General features: G+C 51.7%; 15 protein-coding genes and 6 pseudogenes. 16 read left to right on the top strand and 5 right to left on the bottom strand.

Going from position 1 to position 17,239, the window contains the following annotated elements; all coding sequences use genetic code 11:
- Positions 1 to 156: 156 nt before the first annotated feature.
- The 4 genes and pseudogenes from QZ506_RS16745 to QZ506_RS16730 form a co-directional block, all read left to right on the top strand.
- A pseudogene (locus QZ506_RS16745) lies at positions 157 to 1,071 on the top strand (GGDEF domain-containing protein); the annotation flags it as partial.
- An 85-nt stretch (positions 1,072 to 1,156) separates the two neighbouring features.
- Positions 1,157 to 3,544, top strand: a complete 2,388-nt coding sequence (locus QZ506_RS16740) for a DNA polymerase II (RefSeq protein WP_291972622.1) — start codon at positions 1,157 to 1,159, stop codon at positions 3,542 to 3,544.
- Positions 3,545 to 3,715: 171 nt separating this feature from the next.
- Positions 3,716 to 6,610 carry an RNA polymerase-associated protein RapA gene (gene rapA, locus QZ506_RS16735; RefSeq protein WP_291972620.1) on the top strand — a complete coding sequence of 965 codons (2,895 nt, stop codon included), beginning with the start codon at positions 3,716 to 3,718 and terminating at the stop codon, positions 6,608 to 6,610.
- A 50-nt stretch (positions 6,611 to 6,660) separates the two neighbouring features.
- Positions 6,661 to 6,840 (top strand): annotated as a pseudogene (locus QZ506_RS16730) (bifunctional tRNA pseudouridine(32) synthase/ribosomal large subunit pseudouridine synthase RluA); the annotation flags it as partial.
- Between the two features lie 31 nt (positions 6,841 to 6,871).
- On the opposite strand, the pseudogene QZ506_RS16725 reads toward QZ506_RS16730, so the two are convergent.
- Positions 6,872 to 7,036, bottom strand: a pseudogene (locus tag QZ506_RS16725) (helix-turn-helix domain-containing protein); the annotation flags it as partial.
- A 103-nt stretch (positions 7,037 to 7,139) separates the two neighbouring features.
- Complete coding sequence (locus QZ506_RS16720) at positions 7,140 to 7,400, bottom strand: helix-turn-helix transcriptional regulator (RefSeq protein ID WP_291972618.1); 261 nt, start codon at positions 7,398 to 7,400, stop codon at positions 7,140 to 7,142.
- Positions 7,401 to 7,520: 120 nt separating this feature from the next.
- Between QZ506_RS16720 and QZ506_RS16715 the strand changes: the two genes are divergently transcribed.
- Positions 7,521 to 7,742 carry a helix-turn-helix transcriptional regulator gene (locus tag QZ506_RS16715; protein WP_291972616.1) on the top strand — a complete coding sequence of 74 codons (222 nt, stop codon included), beginning with the start codon at positions 7,521 to 7,523 and terminating at the stop codon, positions 7,740 to 7,742.
- A 497-nt stretch (positions 7,743 to 8,239) separates the two neighbouring features.
- On the opposite strand, the gene QZ506_RS16710 is transcribed toward QZ506_RS16715, so the two are convergent.
- Positions 8,240 to 8,413, bottom strand: a complete 174-nt coding sequence (locus QZ506_RS16710) for a hypothetical protein (protein ID WP_291972614.1) — start codon at positions 8,411 to 8,413, stop codon at positions 8,240 to 8,242.
- Between QZ506_RS16710 and QZ506_RS16705 the strand changes: the two are divergent.
- The 9 genes and pseudogenes from QZ506_RS16705 (at position 8,333) to trpS (ending at position 15,308) form a co-directional block, all read left to right on the top strand.
- Positions 8,333 to 8,648, top strand: a pseudogene (locus QZ506_RS16705) (IS1 family transposase). The gene QZ506_RS16710 and the pseudogene QZ506_RS16705 sit on opposite strands and share 81 nt — an antisense overlap.
- Positions 8,649 to 8,679: 31 nt before the next feature.
- Positions 8,680 to 8,850: pseudogene (locus tag QZ506_RS16700) on the top strand (type IV pilus secretin PilQ); the annotation flags it as partial.
- Between the two features lie 336 nt (positions 8,851 to 9,186).
- A complete protein-coding gene (gene aroK, locus QZ506_RS16695; RefSeq protein ID WP_291972611.1) occupies positions 9,187 to 9,708 on the top strand; it encodes a shikimate kinase AroK in 522 nt (173 codons plus the stop codon).
- A gap of 48 nt (positions 9,709 to 9,756) precedes the next feature.
- Positions 9,757 to 10,842 carry a 3-dehydroquinate synthase gene (gene aroB, locus QZ506_RS16690; RefSeq protein WP_291972609.1) on the top strand — a complete coding sequence of 362 codons (1,086 nt, stop codon included), beginning with the start codon at positions 9,757 to 9,759 and terminating at the stop codon, positions 10,840 to 10,842.
- A gap of 129 nt (positions 10,843 to 10,971) precedes the next feature.
- A complete protein-coding gene (locus QZ506_RS16685) occupies positions 10,972 to 11,973 on the top strand; it encodes an SPOR domain-containing protein (protein WP_291972608.1) in 1,002 nt (333 codons plus the stop codon).
- Positions 11,974 to 12,053: 80 nt separating this feature from the next.
- Positions 12,054 to 12,878: an adenine-specific DNA-methyltransferase gene (gene dam, locus QZ506_RS16680; protein ID WP_291972606.1), complete on the top strand. Its 825-nt coding sequence runs from the start codon at positions 12,054 to 12,056 to the stop codon at positions 12,876 to 12,878.
- A 54-nt stretch (positions 12,879 to 12,932) separates the two neighbouring features.
- Positions 12,933 to 13,610, top strand: coding sequence for a ribulose-phosphate 3-epimerase (rpe, locus tag QZ506_RS16675; RefSeq protein ID WP_291972604.1), 678 nt, complete (start codon positions 12,933 to 12,935; stop codon positions 13,608 to 13,610).
- Positions 13,603 to 14,307 (top strand): phosphoglycolate phosphatase, encoded by a 705-nt coding sequence (locus QZ506_RS16670; RefSeq protein ID WP_291972603.1) that lies wholly within the window; start codon positions 13,603 to 13,605, stop codon positions 14,305 to 14,307. Before rpe ends, QZ506_RS16670 begins: the two co-directional genes overlap by 8 nt.
- Entirely contained in the window at positions 14,304 to 15,308 is a 1,005-nt protein-coding gene (gene trpS / locus QZ506_RS16665) for a tryptophan--tRNA ligase (protein WP_291972601.1), read from the top strand. Before QZ506_RS16670 ends, trpS begins: the two co-directional genes overlap by 4 nt.
- A gap of 192 nt (positions 15,309 to 15,500) precedes the next feature.
- Here trpS and QZ506_RS16660 read toward each other — a convergent pair whose 3' ends face one another.
- Complete coding sequence (locus QZ506_RS16660) at positions 15,501 to 15,665, bottom strand: hypothetical protein (RefSeq protein WP_291972599.1); 165 nt, start codon at positions 15,663 to 15,665, stop codon at positions 15,501 to 15,503.
- Here QZ506_RS16660 and QZ506_RS16655 point away from each other — a divergent pair.
- Positions 15,633 to 15,900: pseudogene (locus tag QZ506_RS16655) on the top strand (IS1 family transposase). The gene QZ506_RS16660 and the pseudogene QZ506_RS16655 overlap by 33 nt on opposite strands.
- Before the next feature lie 188 nt (positions 15,901 to 16,088).
- The gene (locus tag QZ506_RS16650) at positions 16,089 to 17,066 is read left to right on the top strand and encodes a hypothetical protein (protein ID WP_291972597.1); all 978 of its coding nucleotides are present in this window, start codon (positions 16,089 to 16,091) and stop codon (positions 17,064 to 17,066) included.
- 13 nt (positions 17,067 to 17,079) lie between these two features.
- On the opposite strand, the gene QZ506_RS16645 is transcribed toward QZ506_RS16650, so the two are convergent.
- The gene (locus QZ506_RS16645; RefSeq protein ID WP_291972595.1) at positions 17,080 to 17,202 is read right to left on the bottom strand and encodes a hypothetical protein; all 123 of its coding nucleotides are present in this window, start codon (positions 17,200 to 17,202) and stop codon (positions 17,080 to 17,082) included.
- Positions 17,203 to 17,239: the final 37 nt, after the last annotated feature.

The following is a 17,239-nucleotide window of genomic DNA, read 5'->3' as shown; positions in this document are numbered from 1 at the left end:
GTGTTTGATAATGGGATTGTTAGTATGAAGCATGAGAGTTACCTCGCGTTTTGTTTAAGGATCAGACACCCATATCAAAACCGGTAACTCTCAACCTTTCAAGGTCCAGTGTCAGATCTAGTCGCGACTAATACAATTTATGTGACTGACAGCCAGCGGCGCATGCTCTATCGCAAAGATAACGGGCGTATTGGGCAAACGGAAACCAATAATCTGGTGGTCCCGCATCAAGGCCCGACGAACGGCAGCCAACAAATGGTGAACTACGTCGGCGAGAAGATGTTGGCAGGCTTTGCCATCGTTCCCGCCACGGGTTGGGAAGTTGTCGCCTTGCGGCCAACGTTAGAAACATTGAAGCCACTTGAAGTGCTGATGTTCAACGTCCTGCGCCACACCCTGCCATTGGCACTGCTGACCATTTTGTGCGTTTGGTTGCTGGCGCGCAGCGCCAATAAGATGGATGCCAACGATATTTCCGAGGATATCGACAAGATTCCATCCTGGTATTTTGAGGCCACACAACTCAAACAGGCCATGCTGATTGGGATCAATCTGTTACAGCAAAAGATTGGCAAACTGCGTTTCGAAGCGCAAACCGATCCCATGACCGGCCTTTACAACCGCCGTGGGCTGGACACTATTCTGAAGTATTGGCATACCCTGCACCGGGATTTCTCCATTATCGCACTGGATATCGACCATTTTAAACGTGTTAACGACACCTTCGGTCATGATACAGGGGATGCAGTCATCAAATTTATCGCGGAGCAGTTAAGAGATGGTTCTCGCGACAGCGATATTTTATGCCGCAGCGGCGGCGAGGAATTTTTAGTGCTGCTCCCGGAAACGTCGCAGGAAATTGCCGAGCAGATCGCTGATCGGCTGCGCACCAGCACAGAGGCGATGGCATCGCCTGCGGGTCATATCACCATTTCACTGGGCGTTTCTCTGTGGCGCGCAGAAAAAAACGGCGATTTTACCATCGATCAGGCACTGAAGTTGGCTGATAAAGCGCTCTACCGCGCCAAGCAGGAAGGTCGTAATCGCGTGGTACTGGCTCCAGGTGCTTGAAGATTGCGGGAGTGAAGATAACGCTAGACTATAACTGTATATATAACCATACTTAATACTTCTCTTTTGGCTGAGGTATTCACGCGTGGTGCAGGCGTATCAGGGGTTTGTTCTTACCCGCCACTGGCATGACACCCCCGCTGGCATTCAGATTGATCTCTGGCTCGCCACTGACGGTGGTCCGGTGCTGGTTTCATTGCCACCGCAACAGGCAGTAGCCTTCATTCCCGCGCAGCAGCAGGCGCGCACTGAAGTGCTGCTGAATACCGATACTTCAGTGACCCGTAAGCAGCGTCCCCCCTCGTTGCGCCCTTTGATGTTGCAAGATTTCCACCACCAGCCGCTGCTGGGCCTCTATTGTTCTCATTACCGCCAACTGCTGGCACTGGAAAAGCGATTACAGGAAGCGGGCATTACCGTTTATGAAGCGGACATCCGCCCCCCCGATCGCTATCTGATGGAGCGCTTTATCACCGCGCCGGTGTGGTTCAGCGGTCAGCCTGCCGGGCCGAATGCGGTGGTTCACGCTCAGATGAAGCCCAGCCCTGACTATCGACCCAGATTAAAGCTGGTGTCGCTCGATATCGAAACCAGCAGACACGGTGAGCTTTACTGCATCGGGCTGGAAGGGTGTGGGCAGCGTCAGGTGTATATGCTGGGCCCTGAGCACGATGATGTTCCGTCTGCCCCTGAATTTGCGCTGGAATATGTCAACAGTCGCCCGCAATTGTTGGAGAAACTCAACGCCTGGTTTGCAGAGTACGATCCCGATGTCATTATCGGTTGGAATCTGGTGCAGTTTGATCTGCGTGTGCTGCAAAAACATGCCGAGCGTTATCGCATCCCGCTGCGCTTGGGCCGGGGCAATCAGGAACTGGAGTGGCGCGAGCACGGTTTCAAACAGGGGCATTTCTTCGCCAGTACGCCAGGGCGGCTGATTGTAGACGGCATTGAAGCCTTGAAATCCGCTACCTGGAATTTTCCCTCTTTTAGTCTGGAGTACGTGTCCCAGACGCTGCTGGGGGAAGGCAAACTGTCGGATAATCCCTACCAGCGCATGGATGAAATCGAGCAGCGCTTTGCACACGATAAACCCGCCCTCGCCCGCTATAACCTTCAGGACTGTGAGCTGGTCACGCGCATTTTTGAAAAAACCGAGCTGATGCCGTTCCTGCTGGAACGCACCACCGTCACCGGATTGGCGGCGGATCGCAGCGGCGGGTCGGTCGCCGCATTCAGCCACCTGTATCTACCGCGCATGCATCGTCTTGGCTACGTAGCCCCTAATCTGGGCGAAGTTGCCGTGGAGGCTAGCCCCGGCGGCTTTGTCATGGATTCATCTCCTGGGCTGTACGATTCGGTGTTGGTGCTCGATTATAAAAGCCTGTACCCCTCGATCATCCGTACCTTTCTTATCGACCCGGTGGGTTTGATTTGCGGCATGCAACAGCCGGACGACGACGCGTCAGTGCCCGGCTTTCGTGGTGCCCGCTTCTCGCGCCAGCAGCATTGCCTGCCCGCCATTGTCGAGCAGATTTGGCAGGGACGCGATGCCGCCAAGCGTGCCGGGAATAAACCGCTTTCGCAGGCGCTGAAAATCGTCATGAACGCTTTCTATGGCGTGTTGGGTGCCAGCGGCTGCCGTTTCTTCGATCCGCGGCTGGCCTCCTCAATCACCCTGCGCGGTCACGAGATTATGCAGCAAACCCGCGCCTTGATTGAGTCTCAGGGCTATCAGGTTATCTACGGTGATACCGACTCCACTTTCGTCTGGTTGAAACGCCCGCATGATAATGATGAGGCCATCGAGATAGGCCGTAATCTGGCCCAGTTGGTCAATCACTGGTGGCAAAACCACCTGCAACAAACGTTAGTGCTCACCAGCGCGCTCGAATTGCAATTTGAAACCCACTACTGCCGCTTTTTGATGCCCACCATTCGCGGTGCGGAACAGGGCAGCAAGAAGCGCTATGCGGGAATGACGCAGACGCCTGACGGGGAAAAAATCGTTTACAAAGGGTTGGAAACGGTACGCACCGATTGGACGCCGCTGGCGCAGCAGTTTCAACAGCAGCTTTATGCGCGTATCTTCCGCCAGCAGCCGTATCAAGCCTGGCTGCGAGAATATGTCGAAAAAACCCTGAACGGCGAGTTTGACGATCTGCTTGTCTACCGTAAACGGCTGCGTCGTCCGCTGAGTGATTACCAGAAAAACGTACCACCGCACGTGCGTGCCGCCCGACTCGCTGACGACTACAACCGCCAGATAGGTCGCCCGCTTCAATACCAGAATGGCGGTTGGATCAGCTATGTGATGACGCTCAACGGCCCAGAGCCTTTGGAAACCCGGCATTCTACGCTGGACTATACTCACTACGTCGAGCGCCAACTGCAACCGGTGGCTGATGCTATTCTGCCGTTTTTACAGGATGATTTTTCCAGCCTGATTACCGGCCAGATGGGATTATTTTAAGCGTTGAATGGATGACGAATGCCGCGCCTTCCATTACCATACTCCTCTTTTAATGCCTGACTGAAAACGGGTATGCATTACCACCACTACTCATTCATCTCCAAAGGGATTAACGACAGGCTTTACTCTGTCCGACATGCCCGACAATGACAAATATCGAGCTACGAATTTATGCTTTTTACACTTGGTCAACGCTGGATCAGCGATACGGAAAGCGAGCTGGGACTGGGCACGGTTGTTGCTCTGGATGTACGCATGGTCACACTGCTTTTTCCTGCAAGCGGAGAAAATCGCCTCTATTCGAGAAGCGATGCTCCGATCACCCGTGTCATGTTTAATTCTGGCGATACCGTCACCAGCCACGAAGGCTGGCAGCTCAGCGTCACTGAAACCCGCGACGAAAACGGGCTGATCGTTTATATCGGTGAACGCCTTGATGACGGTACACCGGCAGAGCTGCGCGAAGCGATGCTGGACAGCAAGTTGACCTTTAATAAGCCGCAAGACCGCCTGTTTGCCGGACAGATCGATCATATGGACCGCTTTGCCCTGCGCTATCACACGCGTTTGCACCAACAGGCTCAAGCATTGCAGCCTTGGGGGGGCATGCGCGCCAGCCTGATCCCCCACCAGTTGCACATTGCGCGCGAAGTGGGTCAACGCCACGCGCCGCGCGTACTGCTGGCCGATGAAGTGGGTCTGGGCAAGACCATTGAAGCAGGGATGGTTATCCACCAGCAATTGCTGGCCGGGCGCGCTGAACGCGTGCTGATTGTGGTACCGGAAACCCTGCAACATCAGTGGCTGGTGGAGATGCTGCGTCGCTTTAACCTGCTGTTCTCCCTGTTTGATGATGATCGCTATGCCGAGTCCCGACTCGACAGCAGTAACCCGTTTGAGACCGAGCAGTTAATCATCTGCTCCCTGGGTTTTGTTCAGAAAAATGCGGCACGCTTTGAACAATTTCTCGCCTCCCACTGGGATTTACTGGTGGTCGATGAAGCACACCATCTCGCCTGGAGCGAAGCCGCCCCTAGCCCTGAATATCAAGCGATTGAGCAGTTGGCACAACGCATTCCTGCCGTGCTGCTGCTGACTGCAACCCCTGAGCAACTCGGCCAGGAGAGCCACTTTGCTCGCTTGCGACTGTTAGATCCAAATCGTTTCCACGACTACCGTGAATTCGTTAAAGAACAGCAGCAGTATCGTCCGGTGGCGGATGTCGTTGCGCTCCTGCTTGCCGATGAAAACCTCAGCAAAGATGAGATGAACCTGCTCACCGAATTGCTGAGCGAGCAAGACTGCGAACCGCTACTCAAAGCTATCAATAGCGACACCGCCGATCGCCAAACCGCACGGCAGGAACTGATTGCCATGCTCATGGACAGACACGGCACTAGCCGCGTGCTGTTCCGCAATACGCGCCAAGGTGTGAAAGGCTTCCCGCAGCGTGTGCTACACCAGATCAAGTTGCCGCTGCCCGCGCAATACCAGACGGCTATTAAAGTCTCCGGCATCATGAGCGGCAGTAAAACGCCGGAAGCACGCGCGCGCGACATGCTGTACCCGGAGCAGATTTACCAAATGCTGGAAGGGGACGATGCTACCTGGTGGAATTTTGATCCGCGCGTTGAGTGGTTGCTCGGTTACCTGACCGCCAATCGCGACAAAAAGATATTGGTGATTTGCGCCAAAGCCGCTACTGCTTTGCAGCTTGAGCAGGTATTACGCACGCGTGAAGCAATTCGCGCTGCCGTATTCCATGAAGGGTTGTCTATCCTTGAGCGCGATCGCGCGGCAGCCTATTTTGCTTCGGAAGAAGATGGTGCGCAGGTACTGATCTGCTCGGAGATCGGTTCCGAAGGGCGTAACTTCCAATTCGCCAGCCACCTGATCATGTTCGATCTGCCGTTTAATCCGGATCTGCTGGAGCAGCGTATCGGACGTCTGGATCGTATCGGTCAAACGCAAGAAATTCAGGTGCTGGTTCCCTACCTGGAAAACACCGCACAGGCGCTTCTGGTACTGTGGTATCACGAAGGGCTCGATGCCTTCGAACATACCTGTCCAACAGGCCGTACCATTTATGATGCCCATTACAGCACGCTGATTGAGCGCCTGAGCGTTCCCACAGAGAGTGACGGGCTGGATGAATTTATTCGTACCTGCCGTCAACAGCACGATGCACTGAAAGCGCAGCTCGAACTCGGCCGTGATCGCCTGCTGGAAATGCACTCCAACGGCGGTGAAGCCGCGCAGATGCTGGCTCAATCCATCGAGGAACAGGACAACGACGTCAACCTGGTCACTTTCGCTCTGAATCTGTTCGATATTGTCGGCGTGAATCAGGAAGATCGCAGCGATAATCTGATTATTCTCACACCTTCCGATCATATGCTGGTGCCGGATTTTCCCGGCTTGCCGCAGGATGGCTGCACCATCACCTTCGAACGTGAGCAGGCGCTGTCGCGGGAAGATGCACAGTTTGTAAGTTGGGAACATCCGCTGATCCGCAACGGCATGGATCTGATTTTGTCCGGAGATACCGGTAGCTGTGCCGTGTCACTGCTGAAAAACAAAGCGCTGCCCGTGGGGACGCTACTGGCTGAGTTGGTCTACGTGGTGGAAGCACAGGCACCTAAGCAGTTGCAGTTGACCCGCTTCCTGCCGCCGACACCGTTACGTTTACTGATGGATCGGACCGGTAAAAATCTGGCTCCGCAGGTAGAGTTTGAAAGCTTTAACCGCCAGCTCAACGCGGTAAACCGCCATACCTCCAGCAAATTAGTGAATGCGGTACAAGCCGACGTTCACAGTATGTTGCAGCAGGCCGAACCCTTGGTGGCCGCTCAGGCGCAGCAATTGATTATAGATGCGCAACAGCAGGCCGATCTGCAACTGCGCAGCGAACGGGAACGGTTGGAAGCCCTGAAGGCGGTTAACCCGAACATCCGTGACGATGAACTGCTGGCGCTGGAAACACAGCGGGAACAGGTGCTGCTCAATCTGCATCAGGCTAACTGGCGGCTGGATGCCATTCGTTTGGTGGTGGTCTCTCACCAGTAGTCAATAATGCCGGCGGCAACGGCCTCTCCGTTGCCGCCGCAGGAGCCATCATGGAACCCTATAACCCGCCCATCGATCCCTGGCTGCACGTGTTGTACCAGGATCAACATATTATTGTGGTCAACAAGCCCAGCGGCTTACTCTCCGTTCCCGGCAGAGCACCTGAGCATCATGACAGCACGATGAGCCGCATTCAGCGGGATTTCCCTCACGCAGAAGCCGTACATCGGTCGTGTATTCAACATATTGAATACACGACCCCTTCGCGAATGCGCACATCATCTCAAATGTTGGGCGATGTATACCGCTTTCATATTGGGATGTGCGTGATCGTGCAGTGGCTTCTTCAATGCCAGACAGTACGCCTAGCTTTTCTTGAGTGAGATTGGCTTGTAAACGAGCCGTTTTAAGGCGAATGGGCAGCATGATGACACCATCAATAAGGACATTGATAGCATGTTTAGCACTACTTTACATGTATGTTGCTTAGATTTACTGAACAATATAGGAGGTGATTTATTTGCATTCGTTAAGAATGACTTTGATGTTTAAGGTAAAGCTCCAGAATCATCTCAGCAAAATCATCGTTAACGGTGTAAAAGTAACATTCCGGCACATTAAGTACCTTTGCAAATGCGCACATCATTTCAAACGTCGGACGATGTATTCCTCCTTCATATTGAGACACGCGAGAGCGCGCAGTTTCTTCCTCAATGCCTGCAAGAACTCCCAATTTTTCCTGAGTTAGATTAGCCCGTAGTCGGGCGGCTTTGAGACGAGTAGGCAGCATCCATTACACCATCAATGATCATACATTGACTTAGTGTTTAGCATTACTTAACATTGTATTTGTTTAGACTTTCTGAACAAATGATGTGTAATGTGAGGCTGCAAAATAAGGATCACAGAGATGATTGATAAGGATTGGCACCCGGCAGATATCATCGCCGGGTTAAGAAAGAAGGGAACAACACTGGCAGCAGTTTCCCGAGAAGCGGGGTTAGCGTATTCCACGCTGGCAAACGCGTTAACAAAACACTGGCCGAAAGGGGAAAAGCTGATTGCGGAAGCGCTGGGGGTTTCGCCTGCGGAAATCTGGCCTTCCCGTTACCGCAAATCAGAAGATCGTTAAAGTAAAACAGGATCTCCCGAACCGTTATCGAACTAGGTCGGTAACGGTTCGGGAGAAGGCAAGCGAAGCGCGACAGTTTACTTTTGTTGCTCGCCCCATGCTCTCACCCCATGACTTCGACCCATGATATGGGGCGAATGTATGCGGGGAGAGTGTGAGGCGAATGCGGTGGCAGCAATGCAGCCCTGTACCGGGAAATACATTTCCCGGTACAAAACGGCGTGCGCTAGTTCATGCGTGCTGGACTCCCTTATTGCCTGGCACATGGGGGTAATGGCGTGGCTGGACGCCATTACCCCCAACGCAAACGGTGTGCGGGGCAAGCCCCCCAAATAAACCGACGCGTGGGCGCGTCTTTTTGCTCGCTGGGGCGGCAAAATTTATTCTGCTCCCCCCGCCCTGCTCGGTTCCCCTTGGGGTGAACGCTCGAGGGTGGGTTCGGGCGACGCAAATTAGCCATTTCTACGAAATGGAATTTACTCGCCTCACGCCACTTTTTAATTTCTGCTGTTCGCATCCATTAAAAAGCCGGTCGTGTATTCAATATGTTGATTGCAGTGTGAAATGTCCGGTTTTGGATGTGGAATACAGTGGCTAAAGTTGATGTAAGATGCCCGTTTTGTGAACAGAAATCTCCTGTGAAAGAACACGGTTATGGCAAAAGTGGCCATAAGCGTTACCGTCGTCAGTCATGCAAACACGGATGGCTACAGGGCTTACAACGAAGAACTTCCAAAAGTAAAACACATTGTTAGCAAGCTGTATACACAGCGTATTGAGCGTGCACATCTGACACTGCGTAACCGATTGCAACGGCTCAATCGCAAGACGCTCGGATATTCAAAATTATCCGAAATGCACGATAGGATCATCGGTACCTACATCGAACGCGAGTACTACGTTTGATGCTACATCAACTCATTGAATACACGACCCGGTGTCTTATGGTGAGACGATTGTGTTGGGTGGGATTTTTCAACAACAAAAAAATCGAGGGGAACGAAAAGTACCGCTGCTGGGTTCACTGTTTCAACATCAAAGAACTGAGCGTAGGCGGCGTGAAATAGTGATTTTTATCACTCCGACATTGGTCGCCGCTTCGTCGTGATAGGTGTATAACGGTATGCTCGGCGATCCACGTTTTACCCGTTTCCGCTTTCTCAGTTTGACGCTGCGCTGGATTTAGCATACAAGGTTAGCACATTGAGCGCTGCGGTCTGTCGAAGCGGAATTATCTTACCGAAAGATGCCTAATTAATACGCTTTTTGCTGTTTGGCGCGGGGCGAGACATTTTATTCGGTTGCCAAATGCCCCTGAGTATTGAGATAATTTTCTGTCTGATTCTCGAACTATCGCTCATGAGGTTTCAGTTTAGGTCCCGCCGCTGGGTTGATTGGCGGGGCGGGTTATCATTAACGAATAGTCTTAGTAACACCAAAAAACATGGCAGAGAAACGCAATATCTTTCTGGTTGGGCCTATGGGTGCCGGCAAGAGCACTATTGGCCGTCAGTTAGCTCAGCAACTCAATATGGAGTTTTTCGACTCCGATCAAGAAATTGAGCGACGCACCGGGGCTGATGTGGGCTGGGTTTTTGATCTCGAAGGCGAAGAAGGTTTTCGCGAACGCGAAGAAAAAGTCATCAACGAATTGACCGAAAAACAGGGTATCGTACTGGCTACCGGAGGTGGCTCAGTAAAATCACGCGAGACGCGCAATCGCCTGTCTGCGCGCGGCGTTGTGGTCTATTTGGAAACCACCATTGAAAAACAGTTGGCGCGCACACAGCGTGACAAAACGCGTCCTTTGCTTCAGGTAGAGGATCCGCCGCGCGAAGTGTTGGAGGCGTTAGCAAGAGAGCGTAACCCGCTGTATGAAGAAATTGCTGATGTCACCATTCGCACTGATGAGCAGAGCGCCAAGGTGGTTGCCAACCAGATTATCAGTATGTTGGATAGCAACTGAGTAACAACATCGCCCTGAGCTCCGGGGCCAAGCGGGTGAACCACGCGCATGGAAAGAATTACCGTAACATTAGGGGAACGCAGCTATCCCATTACGATAGCCGCTGGGTTGTTTGCTGACCCGGCTTCTTTTATGCCGCTGACCGCGGGCGAAAAGGTGATGTTGGTGACAAACCAGACGCTAGCTCCGCTCTATCTTGAAGCCGTGAGCCGTGTGCTGGAACAGGCTGGCGTGAAAGTCGAACACGTCATATTGCCAGACGGCGAGCAGTATAAATCGCTAACGGTATTGAACGACGTCTTTACCGCATTGCTGCAAAAACCCCATGGTCGGGACACAACGATCGTTGCTCTGGGTGGTGGTGTGATTGGCGATCTGGCGGGCTTTGCTGCCGCCAGCTATCAACGTGGCGTACGCTTTATTCAGGTACCTACAACGCTGCTATCACAGGTTGACTCCTCTGTCGGCGGGAAGACGGCGGTCAATCATCCGCTCGGTAAAAACATGATTGGTGCGTTCTATCAGCCCGCTTCTGTGGTTATCGATTTGGATTGTCTTCGCACCTTACCGGCCCGGGAGTTTTCCTCCGGCCTGGCAGAGGTGATCAAATATGGGATTATTCTTGATGGCGAGTTCTTCGTTTGGTTGGAGAATAATCTTGACGCTGTCCGTGCGCTGGAGCCTGCTGCGCTCTCTTACTGCATTCGCCGTTGCTGTGAACTGAAAGCCGAGGTGGTGGCTGCGGATGAACGCGAAAGCGGGGGGCGTGCGCTGCTTAACTTGGGTCATACTTATGGTCATGCAATGGAAGCTGAAATGGGGTATGGCAACTGGTTACACGGTGAAGCGGTGGCGGCGGGCATGATGATGGCCGCGCACGCGGCGAGAAGGCTAGGCAAGTTCAGCGTGTCGGACATCGATCGTATTCGCGCATTGCTCGAGCGTGCAGGATTGCCGATTCAGGGTCCGGATGCGATGTCGCCAGAATCTTATCTTCCCCATATGGTGCGTGATAAAAAGGTACAGGCGGGCGAGCTGCGCCTGGTTTTACCTACCGCAATTGGACGCTCGGAAGTACGTGGCGGCGTATCCCACGATATTGTGTTGGCGTCTATCGCTGATTGCCGGGCGTGAATGCGGTTTTTCGGGTATTTGCAGACATATTCACGCTGATTGTTAATAGAAGATAATGTCTTATAATTCAACAATTCGCTTCGCTTACCGCGCAGCGGGTATATGTTTTTTATAGTTGGAGGGGTTTAAATGGAAGGATTTAAACCAGAAGATGCGTTAAAACCGGATACCAGCGATCGGCGGCCACTACGTCAGCAACGCAGCTCCCGTCTTTCTGCGCCGCAGTTAGCGCTCTCTCGTCAACATTTGATGATTGGTATCGGGATCGTGGTGCTGGTGTTGTTGATCATTGGCGTAGGCTCAGCCTTGCAATCGCCGTCTAAACCGGCAGAAGGCGCGCCAACGGCAGCGTCGGGTAACGGTGAGAAGAGTATCGATTTATCCTCTTCTTCTTCGATGGCGCAGGTAACGCCCGCCCAAGGGGACGCCGCATCAGGGAACGCTACCGCGCCGGGTCAGCCGCAAACCTTGAATGCGCCGCCGGTCGCAAGTTCACCGACACAAGCACAAGTCACGCCTCCGCCTGTCAGGCAGCAGCGTGTTGAGTTGCCGGGCAACATGGCGGATGCGCTTTCGACGCAGCAAGAGAAGGTTAACGCCTTCTCGCAAGGAGCGACCTCGGGCTCCTCGCCGGTAACTACTCTGCCGATTGCGCCTGCTAATGTGGTTCCTTCAGCGAAAAACCCGCCGCACGTCTCAGAGAAGACGGCGCAGGAGAAGGCTGCACATGCTAAAAACGTTCAGGATAAGGCCGCACAGAGCAAATCAGCCCTAACGCCAGCGCAAAAAGTGCCGATGACATCAGGCAAGCCGACATCCTCTGGGAACAAGGCGACGGTTTCAGAGCAGGGGGGATCGATTCAGAATGCACCCTCCAGCCATTTCACACTGCAATTGAGCAGTGCATCACGTTCAGATACGCTGAAAGCTTACGCCACACAGCACAACCTACCCAACGCCTGGGTTTATGAAACCAAGCGGGACGGTAAGCCTTGGTATGTATTGGTGAACGGTGTTTACGCTTCTTCTGCGGAAGCGAAACAGGCGGCGGCATCGCTTCCTGCGGCCGTGCAGGCACAAAAACCATGGGTTAAGCCGATCTGTCAGGTGAAGCAGGACTTGAATAAGTAACACCAATTTTAGCCCTGATGTGCTGTCTGACACAGAGTACAATCCGCGGCTCTGAAATGTAATGAGTAGCTAACGACGGCATGAAGAAGAACCGCGCTTTTTTAAAATGGGCTGGTGGGAAGTATCCGCTGGTAGAAGAGATTCGCCGCTATCTACCTGAAGGAGACTGTTTAATTGAGCCGTTTGTCGGGGCCGGTTCGGTGTTTTTGAATACGGAATACGACCGTTACATCTTGGCGGACATTAACAGTGACCTCATCAATCTCTACGATATCGTTAAGACGCAAACCGACGATTTCATTCGTGACGCGCGCGAACTGTTCACCGATGAGTACAACGTGGCGGAAATATTTTATCTGTTGCGTGATGAGTTCAATCTTTGTGCGGTGCCTTATCGTCGTGCGGTACTGTTTTTGTATCTGAATCGCCACTGTTATAACGGATTGTGCCGCTATAACATGCGGGGCGAATTCAACGTGCCCTTTGGCCGTTACAAAAAACCGTATTTTCCCGAAGAGGAGTTACGCTGGTTCGCCCTCAAAGCGCGCAATGCCACTTTTGTTTGTGAGCATTATCAGCAGACTTTGCTCAAAGCAACGCAAGGAGCGGTGGTCTATTGCGATCCTCCTTATGCTCCGCTTTCCGCAACGGCGAATTTTACGGCGTATCACACGAATAATTTCAAGAACATCGATCAACATAGCCTGGCGACGCTGGCGTATCGGTTGTCGGTGGATAGTGCCATTCCCGTACTGATATCCAACCATGATACAGAGCTGACTCGAGCGTGGTATCAGGATGCGGTGCTGTATGTGGTAAGGGCGAGACGCACCATCAGTCGCAATATCATGGGGCGGAGCAAGGTTAATGAGCTGTTGGCGCTCTATGGTGCGCCACTGCGTTAATACCCGATGCGCGCGCATAGCGCTGGTTATCCTACAAACTGTTTGGAGATACGAATGAAGCCTTTCTTGATCGCTCCGTCCATCTTATCGGCCGACTTTGCCCGGTTAGGGGAAGACACCGCCAGTGTGCTGGCTGCTGGAGCCGATGTGGTTCACTTCGATGTCATGGATAACCACTATGTTCCCAACCTGACTATCGGGCCGCTGGTGCTTAAAGCATTGCGCAACTACGGCATTACCGCTCCTATCGATGTTCATCTGATGGTGAAACCGGTAGACCGTATTATTCCCGATTTCGCCGAAGCCGGTGCCAGCTTTATCATCTTCCATCCGGAAGCCTCCGAGCATGTCGATCACTCGCTGCAACTGATCAAGGATCACGGCTGCAAAGCCGGGCTGGTGCTGAATCCGGCGACGCCGCTCAGTTGCCTTGATTATGTAATGAATAAGTTGGATATCATTCTGTTGATGTCGGTCAATCCTGGCTTTGGCGGGCAATCTTTTATTCCCGGCACGTTAGATAAGCTGCGTCAGGTGCGCCAACGCATCGATGAGAGCGGCTATGACATTCGACTGGAAGTGGATGGCGGTGTAAAAGTCGATAACATTGCCCAGATTGCGCAAGCCGGTGCGGATATGTTCGTGGCAGGCTCTGCTATTTTCGGTCACCCCGATTATCGCGCTGTCATTGATAACATGCGCAGTGAATTGAGTAAGGTATCTCATGGCTGACATCAATATGGTTCGCGGGTTGGCTTTCGATCTGGATGGCACGCTGGTCGACAGCGCGCCGGGTTTGGCGGATGCCGTTGATATGGCGCTGCAAGCGCTGAATCTGCCTGAGGCGGGTAAAGCGCGCGTTGCTACCTGGATCGGCAACGGTGCTGATGAGCTGGTGGAACGGGCGTTGTGCTGGTCGGGAATGACGCCTACGGCGCAAGATACCCGCACGGCGCGCGAACTGTTTGATCGCTACTATGCGCAAACGGTGGACAGCGGCAGTACACTGTTTCCCGACGTGCACGCCACGCTGAACCAACTGGCTGACTGGGGCTACCCGCTGGCGTTAGTCACCAATAAGCCGACGCCTTTTGTCGCGCCGCTGCTGGAGACGCTGGGTATTGCCGGGTTGTTTAGCCATATTGTTGGCGGTGATGATGTCAAAATGAAAAAGCCGCACCCTGCGCCGCTCTATCTGGTATTGGCACAGCAGGGGTTACTGGCATCCGAATTGTTGTTTGTCGGCGATTCGCGCAACGATATTCAGGCTGCACAGGCCGCAGGTTGCCCGAACGTGGGCATGACTTATGGCTATAACTACGGAGAAGCCATTGCGCTGAGTCAACCTGACGTGGTGCTTGAGCGCTTCTCACAACTTTTGCCCCTGGTGGTGCCACTTACGTCAAAAAATCAGGAAGCGTCAGCATGAATAAGCCCATAGTTTTTAGCGGTGCACAGCCGTCCGGTGAACTTACCATTGGTAACTACATAGGTGCATTACGTCAGTGGGTGAACATGCAGGATGATTACGATTGCATATACTGCATCGTTGACCTGCATGCCATCACGGTGCGTCAGGACCCCCAGCAGTTGCGCAAAGCAACGTTGGATACGCTGGCGCTCTATCTGGCCTGTGGTATTGATCCGCAGAAAAGCACCATCTTCGTTCAGTCTCATGTGCCAGAGCACACGCAACTGAGCTGGGTGCTAAATTGCTATTCCTACTTTGGTCAACTGAGCCGCATGACGCAGTTCAAAGACAAATCAGCGCGCTATTCCGACAACATCACTGCCGGTTTGTTTGACTATCCGGTGCTGATGGCGGCCGATATTCTGCTGTATCAATCCCATCAAGTGCCAGTGGGTGAAGATCAGAAACAGCATCTGGAATTGAGCCGCGATATTGCTCAGCGCTTCAATGCGCTCTACGGTGACGTTTTCAAAGTGCCAGAGCCGTTTATTCCCAAATCCGGCGCGCGTGTGATGTCGCTGCTGGACCCCACTAAAAAAATGTCCAAGTCCGATGACAACCGCAATAACGTGATTGGACTGCTGGAAGATCCGAAAACAGTAGTGAAAAAAATCAAACGTGCGGTGACGGATTCCTATGAACCGCCAGTAGTGCGTTATGACATTGCCAACAAGGCAGGGGTATCCAACCTGCTGGATATTCTGTCCGGGGTTACGGGAAAACCGATTCCTGAACTGGAAAAAGCCTTTGAAGGCCAAATGTATGGCCACCTGAAGGGCAAGGTCGCACAAGCCGTTTCCGGTATGCTGACCGAGTTGCAGGCGCGCTATCATCATTTCCGCAACGATGAAGCTTTCTTGCAACAGGTGATGCGTGACGGTGCTGAAAAAGCGCGTCTCAAAGCCACTGCGACGCTGAAAAAAGTGTACGACGCGGTAGGTTTCGTCGCTCATCCGTAATCTGTGGGCCGGGCTGATTTATCGGCTCGGCCGCATTATATCTTTATTTCTTCCGTCATTCTTGCGCGTGCAAAACTTCATATTTTGTACCTTTATTTCGTGCGGCATTGTTTAACGTATCCATATCGAGTGGTTTCTGTTATTTATAAACAAAGAATAAAGTAATGTTTTTTCGTATACTCATGCGTTGAATCACAGGGTTATACGGTTCAAACGCGGTCGTGTATTCAATATGTTGATTGCAGTGTGAATGTCCGGTTTTGGATGTGGAATACAGTGGCTAAAGTTGATGTAAGATGCCCGTTTTGTGAACAGACATCTCCTGTGAAAAAACACTGTTATGGCAAAAGTGGCCATCAGCGTTACCGTCGTCAGTCATGCAAACACGGACGGCTACAGGGCTTACAACGACGAACTTCCAAAAGTAAAACACATTGTTAGCAAGCTGTATACACAGCGTATTGAGCGTGCACATCTGACACTGTGTGACCTATTGCAACGGGTCAATCGCAAGACGCTCGGGTATTCAAAATCATCCGAAATGCACGATAGGAGCATCGGTACTTACATCGAACGCGAGTACTACGTTTGATGCTACATCAACTCATTGAATACACGACCCCCAGGTTGTCCGTTTTGCTGCCAAGATAAAATAACCAATTTTTGCTGTAGCTCACATGAAAAAATACGCCCCCCCCAGTAAATACCCGAGTGACAAAAAACCGCTCTCAGATAAACCTATAGATGAAATGAGTCAGGCAATTTATTCGAGGGGGTTCTATGTGTGTCACTGGATCAATTCAGGCTAACCCGTTTCATTCAATGGACAACTACCAGCCATTAAACCAGAGTCAAGATGCTACCTTCATGGGTAAATCTTCGCAGATAAACCCCGATAAAGCCGCGTGGCCACAAAAATTACTTCATGTCAGTAATATCAGTAATACATTCACCAAAAAGAAATGGGAGAAGTTCCCGGCATTACGGGCTGCGCTGATGGAAAAGAATTATTCCCGACATTTTGCCAGTGATTCTGCCACCTATGAAAATATCTTACAGTGCCAGATAAAGTTACGCGAAATTGATCTCGAGGTTGTGGAAGAAATCTTAGCGCTGCACCATGACGAATCGGCTTCAAATCGCATCACACCTGAATTGAAAGAAAAAATAAAGGAAATTGAATACATTGCGGATTTGTTCTTCAATACCTTGTCAGACATCAGGGAGAGCGACAGAATCATCCATGGTGATGCATCTCAAAGATGCTTTTTTTCCAAGCGGATGGTGGTTGGAATAGCCCTTTCAATTATCGCTATGGCGTTATCAGCCACCGTATTTATTCTGCCTATAGCCATTCCGACGCTGTCTATTGCAGTCCCCCTATTATTTATTGCCCTGCGTGGAGTGTTATTATTTATTTCCTGCACCGTTGGGTCACTTAGTATTCGTGATGCAATAAATGAGTGCTATAAAAAGTCGAAGAAAACAGAATACATTGAATTCACTGACGCTTTTGCAAAATTATACGATTATATGAATGAAATTAAATTTATCGGTATAACAATTTTGGCTGCAAGAAAAGCAGAATCACTGAGCGGGTGCAACTCGTTACTCCCTGATAAACCAGAACAACAAGAAAGTATCCAGCAGGAAATCACGCGACAGCTAGGAGCGATAGTGCAGCCGTTACGATCAGAAATAGAGAAATTAAGGCAGCAGCTTAACATGCAACCCCAAATAGTCACCGCACCCCTCTAAACAGGCTTACCATTTATCGCTTTGCCCTTGAATTGGGCTTTGTTGAATAATAGGGAATAATGCTGTTATGACACGCCTGTTTTGGATTAAAATGCTGATCGCTCCGGGATGCATCACCACGCTCTGGATTTAACATACTGATTTTACGTCAAGGGAATCCGCAGCCTTTATGG

The sequence above is a fragment of the Candidatus Symbiopectobacterium sp. genome (genome assembly GCF_020054415.1).
Lineage (GTDB): Bacteria > Pseudomonadota > Gammaproteobacteria > Enterobacterales > Enterobacteriaceae > Symbiopectobacterium.
This window is presented reverse-complemented; position numbering and strand designations above follow the sequence as displayed.